Annotated in this window: 6 protein-coding genes; 1 reads left to right on the top strand and 5 read right to left on the bottom strand. The window is 63.0% G+C overall.

Annotation, left to right across the window (positions count from 1 at the left end; all coding sequences use genetic code 11):
• Positions 1–112: 112 nt before the first annotated feature.
• Positions 113–1,012, bottom strand: a complete 900-nt coding sequence (locus ABAC460_RS45560) for a cell division protein FtsQ/DivIB (RefSeq protein ID WP_023455560.1) — start codon at positions 1,010–1,012, stop codon at positions 113–115.
• 257 nt (positions 1,013–1,269) lie between these two features.
• Between ABAC460_RS45560 and ABAC460_RS0125255 the strand changes: the two genes are divergently transcribed.
• On the top strand, positions 1,270–2,121 hold the full coding sequence (locus ABAC460_RS0125255; RefSeq protein ID WP_023455559.1) for a glycosyltransferase family 2 protein: 852 nt from the start codon (positions 1,270–1,272) through the stop codon (positions 2,119–2,121).
• A 300-nt stretch (positions 2,122–2,421) separates the two neighbouring features.
• Here ABAC460_RS0125255 and ftsH read toward each other — a convergent pair whose 3' ends face one another.
• The 4 genes from ftsH to pal form a co-directional block, all read right to left on the bottom strand.
• Positions 2,422–4,302 (bottom strand): ATP-dependent zinc metalloprotease FtsH, encoded by a 1,881-nt coding sequence (ftsH, locus tag ABAC460_RS45555; protein WP_023455558.1) that lies wholly within the window; start codon positions 4,300–4,302, stop codon positions 2,422–2,424.
• Positions 4,303–4,402: 100 nt separating this feature from the next.
• A complete protein-coding gene (tilS, locus tag ABAC460_RS45550; RefSeq protein ID WP_081716678.1) occupies positions 4,403–5,632 on the bottom strand; it encodes a tRNA lysidine(34) synthetase TilS in 1,230 nt (409 codons plus the stop codon).
• Between the two features lie 310 nt (positions 5,633–5,942).
• Positions 5,943–6,896, bottom strand: coding sequence for a tetratricopeptide repeat protein (locus ABAC460_RS45545; RefSeq protein ID WP_023455555.1), 954 nt, complete (start codon positions 6,894–6,896; stop codon positions 5,943–5,945).
• A 173-nt stretch (positions 6,897–7,069) separates the two neighbouring features.
• Positions 7,070–7,627: a peptidoglycan-associated lipoprotein Pal gene (gene pal / locus ABAC460_RS45540; protein ID WP_023455554.1), complete on the bottom strand. Its 558-nt coding sequence runs from the start codon at positions 7,625–7,627 to the stop codon at positions 7,070–7,072.
• Between the last annotated feature and the right edge of the window lie 42 nt (positions 7,628–7,669).

Genomic DNA, 7,669 nt, shown 5'->3' with positions numbered 1-7,669 from the left:
GGCGCGCTGGCGGCCACGGGCTGGGGCGCGGTTCGGGCACGCGGCGGGGCGGCGTTGAGGCGGGCGTTCTGGCGGTCTTCAAATCGTGACATGAGCTTCTTCTCTGGTCAGATCAAAGGTTCGGGCGGGCTTCGATGGGCACCACGACGAGGGCGGACGGATCGAGCAGGTCGATCTCGGCGAAACCCTGGTCCAGTACCCGCTGGCGCGTCATCAGGGTGTCCAGCGTATTCAACGCCTGTTCCTGATTCAGCGCCGGCAGCTTGATGATGGCGCCGTTCTTGAGGTGGATGTCCCAGCGCCGGGTGTCGACACGGACCAGGGCATAGGTCTTCTGCATCAGGGCGGGGCGGGTCTGCATCAGTTGCAGGAGTTCGGTCGCCGTTTCATTGGCGCCCTCGCCCACCACCAAAGGCAGGTCCAGGAACTGGCTGGCCTGGGCTTCGGGGATGACGTGCCCCTGGTCATCAATGACCGTGTCGCGGCCCTTGTACTGCCAGACGGCCAGACGCTGGCGCTCGACCACCGACACCACCAGGACACCCGGCAGTTGACGGCGGACACTGGCTTCCTTGACCCAGCCGATGGCTTCGATATCGCCCTGCAGCTTCTTCAGGTCCATCAGGGCGATTGGCTGGCCGGCGGTCAGGGATTTTTTCAGCACCTGCTTGATGGCCGGTTCGGCGTCTTCACTGACCCCGACCAGGTGGATGTTCTTCAGCTTAAGCCCCATGGCGGCCAGGCGGCTGTCGGCGAAGCCGGTCATGGCGCTGCTGAGCGCCTGGGCGCGCTGGCCGGTGAACAGTACAACAGCCAGCAGGACGACAACGACGATAACCGCGAACCAGGCACGCAGCTCATTGGGGATGGCGACGGAGCCGACGACGCTGGATTTGCCGCCGGCGGCCTTACGCGCGGCCGGACGCTTGCCGGCCGGCTTGGCGCCGCCCTTCCCCTGCGCGGGGGCCGGGGCGGAAGCTTGACGTCGGCCTCCACGAACAACGGCGGGCATACGGGTCTCCAGTACTCAAAAGACCTGAGCAGCGCGCCCGGAGCACGGACGCGCGGCGGGCAGGCCGACCTGACAGGTTAGCTTCCCATTCAACGCCATCGTCCTTAACAGAGTCATAACGAATCGCGTTTTTGTAAGGTTTGGGAAACCAAAAACGCTGCGCCGAAGCAAAATTTCGGATTGTTATCGCATTGCAATATTGCGGTCGCAATCACCCGTTAGCGGTTACGCATGCAACGAACGAGCGGGTTCTCCCCATGCCCAGCGTGTCGATTGTAACGGCCAGTTACAATTACGAGTCCTATATCGGCGAAACCCTGCGATCGGTCCTCAGTCAGGACCACGGCGACTGGGAGCTGATCATTGTCGACGACGGCTCCAGCGACAATTCCGTGCGGATAATCGAAGCATTCGCCGCAAGCGATAGGCGTATACGCCTCCTGACCCACCCCGGCGGCCAGAACCGTGGCCTGGCGCAAACCCTGAAGCTGGGCCTGCGCCACGCCCACGGCGACCTGATTGCCTTCCTGGAAAGCGACGACCTGTGGCGGCCGGACTGCCTGAGCCGGCGCTGCGAACTGTTCGCGCGTCACCCCGATGCCGATGTCCTGTTCAATGCGGTGGTGCCGTTCGGTGATGAGGCGGAGTGCCGACGCTACCTGCGCGACGCCCGGGTTCGCGAACACCGCCTGGGCCGCACGGCGTGGCCACGTCCTATCGGGCGGATGATGCTGTTCGAGAACGTTATCCCGACCTTTTCGTCGGTGATGATCCGCCGTGAAACCCTGAAGTTCATCGACCTGGACCCGCCGTTTGACTGCTTCGTCGACTGGTGGCTGTACTGCCAGTTGGCCCTGCGGCATCGCTTTTTGTATGTCGAGGAAGCCCTGACGCTGTGGCGCAAGCACGGTCGCAGCTACACCCGCAGTACCGACACGCGGCGTCACCCCAGTTTGCCGGCGTTTACGCGGGCGCGGCTGGACATGTTCCAGGCGACGCCGAGCTGGCTGGTGAAGCTGGTCGCCCTTCCGGTCCTGCGCCGGCCGCGACTGAAGAAGTGGCTCGGCGGTGCGGTGCATCGAATTACGACGAACTGGGCGTCGTTTTGACCGGATTTCCTGTAAGGCCGGTGGAATCAACCACGGAAGGCGCTGAAACGCCGCTGCGCGGCGACACGAAAGGCTCGGAATTCCGGTCGTTTCATCTCACGCGCGAAGCGCCTTATCATTGTAACCAACAGCAAGGCGCTTCGCGCGGTTCAGCGTCGATTTCCGTGATTTTTTCCGTGTCGACGGCCAAAGGCCGGCGTTTCCGCGCCTTCCGTGGTGAAATTCCACCGGCTTTAGCAAGCTGAAACACAAAAACGGGCGGAACCGAAGTCCCGCCCGCTCAACTCATCAACGCGCGACCTACTCCGCCGCGACGTTTTCGGTTTCCGGCACAGCCAGATGGGACGACAGCTCGACCGCCACACCGGTTTCCTCGTCCCGGACGATCTCTTCGCCGTTCAGAATCTTGGCGATTTCGTCACCGCTCAGGGTCTCGATCTCCAGCAAGGTCTTGGCCAGGCGGTGCAGACCGTCCAGGTTTTCCGTCAGGATGCGCTTGGCGTCATCATAACCCGTCTGGACCAGGCGACGAATCTCTTCGTCGATCTTCTGCGACGTCGATTCAGAGACATCGCGGCCGAAGACGCCATGCTCGTCTTCGCTGTCCTTGTAATTGACCAGGCCCAGCGTGTCGGAATAGCCCCAGCGCGTCACCATCGCCTTGGCCAGGCGGGTTGCCTGCTGGATATCGGATGACGCCCCCGAGGTCACCTTCTCCTTGCCGAAGATGATTTCTTCCGCCACCCGGCCGGCCATAAGGATCGCCAGGCGCGACGTCATCTGGACGTAGTTCTGCGAATAACGGTCACCTTCCGGAAGTTGCATCACCATCCCTAAGGCCCGGCCGCGCGGAATGATGGTCGCCTTGTGGACCGGATCGGCTTCCGGCACCTTCAGCGCGACGATGGCGTGGCCGCCTTCGTGATAGGCCGTATTCTTCTTTTCCAGTTCGGACATGGCCATGGACTTGCGTTCGGCCCCCATCAGCACCTTGTCCTTGGCGTCTTCGAAGTCGCGCATGGTCACCAGCTTGCGGTCCTTGCGCGCCGCCATCAGGGCAGCTTCGTTGACCAGGTTGGCCAGGTCGGCACCCGAGAAACCGGGCGTGCCGCGGGCAATCACCTTCACGTCGACATCGACGGCCAGCGGAACCGGCTTCATGTGGACGCGCAGGATGGCTTCACGACCCGTCAGGTCGGGATTGGGCACGGTCACCTGGCGGTCGAAACGGCCGGGGCGCAGCAGGGCCGAGTCCAGAACGTCCGGACGATTGGTCGCCGCGATGATGATGATGCCTTCCTGGGCTTCGAAACCATCCATCTCGACCAGAAGCTGGTTGAGGGTCTGTTCGCGTTCGTCGTTACCGCCGCCATGACCGGCGCCGCGATGACGGCCGACCGCGTCGATTTCGTCGATGAAGATGATGCACGGCGCGTTCTTCTTGGCCTGGTCGAACATGTCACGGACACGGCTGGCGCCGACGCCGACGAACATTTCGACGAAGTCCGAACCGGAGATCGAGAAGAAGGGCACGCCCGCCTCACCAGCCACAGCGCGGGCCAGCAAGGTCTTACCGGTACCCGGAGGACCGACCAGCAGCGCGCCCTTGGGGATCTTGCCGCCCAGCTTCTGGAACTTCGACGGATCCTTCAGGAAGTCGACGACCTCCTGGAGTTCTTCCTTGGCCTCTTCAACGCCGGCCACGTCCTGGAAGGTGACGCGATTCTTGTGTTCGGTCAGCAGGCGCGCCTTGGACTTGCCGAAGCCCATGGCGCCGCCACGGCCGCCGCCCTGCATCTGGCGCATGAAGAAGATCCAGATGCCGATGATCAGGATGACCGGCAACAGGGTGGTGATGACATTCATCAGCAGCGACATGCGGCCGGACTGGACATTGACCTTGACGCCCTTGGCATCCAGCGCCTCCAGCATCGCCTTCTGATCGAAGGGTGTGGTGCTGCGGAATTGCTTCTTGGCGTTGTCGACAGCCTGAATCTCTTCGTTGTGGATCTTCACCTCGGTAATGGTCCCGGCCTTGATCCTGGTCATCAAGTCCGAATACGCAATTTCCGTCGGCCCCTTCGCCAGCGGCGTACCGTTCTTGCCCTGGCCCACATACATGTAGGCCGCGAACAATACCGCCACAATTACGCCGACTATCGCCATCAATCGCAGGTTCATGCCTTACAATCCTCGTCTGGCCCCGGTGGGACCGTCTTGCACATTTTCTCCCATATAGGGAGAGCCGTGTCGTTTCGCTACAGGACTTTTCCGGGCGGGATCACAAATCAGTTTCACGCTCGATCCGGCAGGCGCTGGCCAGAAAACGCGCCAGCACCCAGCAGGTCGCCGTCACCGTCTCATTATGCTTCTGCCCCGGAACGCCATAAAGAGGCAATGCAAGATGCGGGCCTGAACCGGTCACCGCCGGTAAGGTTCCACGCAGGTCGGCCGGGAGCCATTTCAGGAAGGCCTGGCCGGCGGCGTTCAGGCCGCTGCGGTCGCGACCGGTGGCGATCGCCTGTCGGGCCAGTTCGAAGCGGCCGTCCCACATGTCGCCTTGCTGCGGATCACCGTGACGGCCGATGTCGCCAGCCTCGCGGTGGATGTGGATCAAACCGTGAGCCTGCTGGATACGCGCCCCGGCCAGGGTATGGGATGCACCACCGGGCACCTGATCGTACAGCCGTTCGATCCGGTCGCCGCGCGGCAATCGATCTCCACCACCGGCACAGACCGCGGCCGTCGCCAGGAGGTGTAGGGCGACGTCTTTCGGCATGCGGTAAAACGGTTCAGCCTTGAATCGCAGCAGGCCCAGCCCGGACCAGCCTTCCGGGTCGTGGAGGAGCGCTTCAATCTCGGCCCGGGCGAGGCGGATATCGTCGTGGACGTCGTCCCCTGCCCGGCCTTGCAGAACCTGACGGGCCCGGGCGCGCAGCGATTGGGGATTGTCATTGGCCGGGTCGTCGATCCAGGTCACGCCGGCCTGGGTGAGGCAGTCCCGCAGATCGGCCCGGCGAACATCAAGCAAGGGGCGGCACAGGAAGACACCCCTGCCCTGCGGCCATACCGGCGACGGCGACCAGGTCCTGGGCGTACCGACGTTCGAGCCCTGAGTACGCATATAGGCGGCCTCGGCAATATCATCGGCGGTATGGGCCAGGCAGATGACCTTGATCCCCAAATGGCGCGCCGTCGCGGCAAGAGCCGCGTGACGCGCGAAACGCGCCGCCGCCGACATGCCCGTGGTAGGCTTGTCACCCATCCATCGCGTTGCGTGAAACTGAAGTCTCAAATGCTCCGCATGTGCGGCGACCTTCTGCGCCCAAAGACCGCTGTCGGGATGGACCCCATGGTCGAAGTGCAGGACATGCAGCGGGCGCATTCCCCATTCCGCGAGCTGGTAAAGCAGGGCGACCGAATCGCCGCCTCCGGACACCGCAACGCCGACCGGACCGTGGCCGTCCAGCAACGCGCCGAATTCGGAACCTGGGGCCGCTTTGTCAATCATCGGAAGACTATTTGAACTACGGATGAACACGGATTTTGGGCTTGGCGCCTCCGGACCGGCGGCGCTTCCGCGCGAAGCGCAATAAGACACGCACCGCAGTTACACACCCTAGCGCGTCAACACTGTCCATCTGACTTATCTGGCTTATCTGTGGACAACCTCTTGCGGACGTTCAGCCTGCTCGCCAAGGGTTAGTCTGCCTCTACGGGGGCGGCCGCTACCTTGGATAGGTTTGATCCACAGATAAGCCAGATAAGTCAGATGGACGGTGTGAACGCGGTTCATGCGAAAGCTGCCAGACATAGAACGGCTACGCCGCGCAATTGCTCCGCGCTTTGAGCGTCTTGGCCATGGTCTTGTGCTCGTTCGTCGCCGTCTTGGCGTACAGCTTGTCAAATTGACCCAGCGCAAGGCAAGCATCGCTCGGACGGTTGGAATCGGTCAAGGCCCCGGCCAGCCGCACGGTCGCTTCCGGCGCCCACGACGTCTTTGGCCACCCCTTCAGGGAGGTGGCATAGGCCGCCACCGCACCCGCCGTGTCCTGCTTCATGCTGCGAATCTGGCCCAGACGGAACCAAGCTTCCGGCAGTTGCGCCGCCTCGGGCCACGTCGTCGTAAAGGCCTCAAAGGCGCGGCCGGCATCGTCGGTCTGGCCAGAGGTCAGCAAGGCAAAGGCTTGGTCGAAATCGCCCTCGGCCGTACCGGTCGAAGCCGGCGGCGGCGGCGGCGGCGCCAGCAGGGCGTCGATGTCCTTCAGATGGGCGTCGGTATTGTCGACCCGCCGCGACAGGGCGTCGATGCGGGCATTCTGGGCGTTGACCGTGGCCTGGAGCTGCTGGTTGGCGTACAGCGCCTCTTCCAACTGACCCGTCAGGCGGGTGATCACCTCGCCCTGTTCGTCCTGCTTGCGCGACAGGCTGTCGACGGTGGCCTGCAGCGCCACAACCTCGGGATCGGGCTCGATCAGGATCGGCGGGGTCTTCTTGTTCTCGACGCGGGCGACGGCGCGCTCCAGCTTGCGGACATTGCGGTCCAGACGGTTGAGACGCTTTTCGTCCCAGGCGCCGGCCGGTGTCGCGGGACGCCCGAGGTCTTCTTCCTCGTCCTCGTCGCCGAAAATCTGGGCATGGGCGCCGGACGGCAGGAACACGGCCGTGGTCGTTGCACCGAAGGCCAGGCTCAGGGCCACGATCGAAGCGCCAGCCACCACACGGCCCTGCTGCTTCCAGCCCAGAAGTTTTTGCGAAAATCCGTTATGCGCCATAGGCTTGTACCCCGCCCTTGAAAACTGTCACACGTCTGCTGCGGTTGTCCCGCCAGCCCCTAGGCGTAACAGCATAGTCGGGCTGAAATAAGACGTAAACCCCATTTGTCCGAATAGGAAAAAGGCCTCCCGCCGAAGCGGAAGGCCCTTCACTATCTGGGATTTGGCCAACCTTAGTTTGCGCCCGACGTAAGGGCCGTGTGGCCGTTACGGTTTTGCTGCCAGGCGTCCTCGTCCGAACCGGTGGCAATGGGTTGTTCCTTACCGTAGGAGATGGTCGCGATGCGCGACGGCACAACGCCCTTGGAGGTCAGGAAGTCCGCCACAGCCTGAGCGCGGCGGGCGCCCAGGGCGAAGTTATATTCGCGGGTGCCGCGTTCGTCGGCATTGCCTTCGATACGGATCTTGACGGCCGGATAGCGGACCAGCCAGGCAGCCTGAGCCGACAGGACGCTTTGCGCGTCAGCACGGATGGACGATTGATCGGTGTCGAAATAGACGCGGTCGCCGACATTGACCACGAAGTCCTGCTGCGAGCCCGGCGTGATGCCGACCGGCGGAAGGGTGGTTGTCTTCGGCGGAACGGTGGGTTGGGTTGCCGGAGTCGTGGTGGTCGCAACCGGCGGAGTCGTATCGACCACCGGCTTTTCCTTCTTCGTACAGGCGGCCACCGAGGTCATCACGAAGGCTACCAGGGCCACCTTGACGATGGACTTTGTCGATAGGGTCATAATTATTCCTCTCACGAAATTATGAAACCAGGGGATATTTTC

Origin of the sequence: Asticcacaulis sp. AC460 (assembly GCF_000495795.1) — a bacterium.
Lineage (GTDB): Bacteria > Pseudomonadota > Alphaproteobacteria > Caulobacterales > Caulobacteraceae > Asticcacaulis.
The sequence above is the reverse complement of the archived record's forward strand: the minus strand, read 5'-3'. Positions and strand labels throughout refer to the sequence as shown.

Excerpts from the sequence above, each read along its gene's own strand:
- ABAC460_RS45560 (WP_023455560.1), bottom strand. The coding sequence starts at position 1,012 with ATGCCCGCCGTTGTTCGTGGAGGCCGACGTCAAGCTTCCGCCCCGGCC.
- ABAC460_RS0125255 (WP_023455559.1), top strand. The coding sequence starts at position 1,270 with ATGCCCAGCGTGTCGATTGTAACGGCCAGTTACAATTACGAGTCCTAT.
- ftsH (WP_023455558.1), bottom strand. The coding sequence starts at position 4,302 with ATGAACCTGCGATTGATGGCGATAGTCGGCGTAATTGTGGCGGTATTG.
- tilS (WP_081716678.1), bottom strand. The coding sequence starts at position 5,632 with ATGATTGACAAAGCGGCCCCAGGTTCCGAATTCGGCGCGTTGCTGGAC.
- ABAC460_RS45545 (WP_023455555.1), bottom strand. The coding sequence starts at position 6,896 with ATGGCGCATAACGGATTTTCGCAAAAACTTCTGGGCTGGAAGCAGCAG.
- pal (WP_023455554.1), bottom strand. The coding sequence starts at position 7,627 with ATGACCCTATCGACAAAGTCCATCGTCAAGGTGGCCCTGGTAGCCTTC.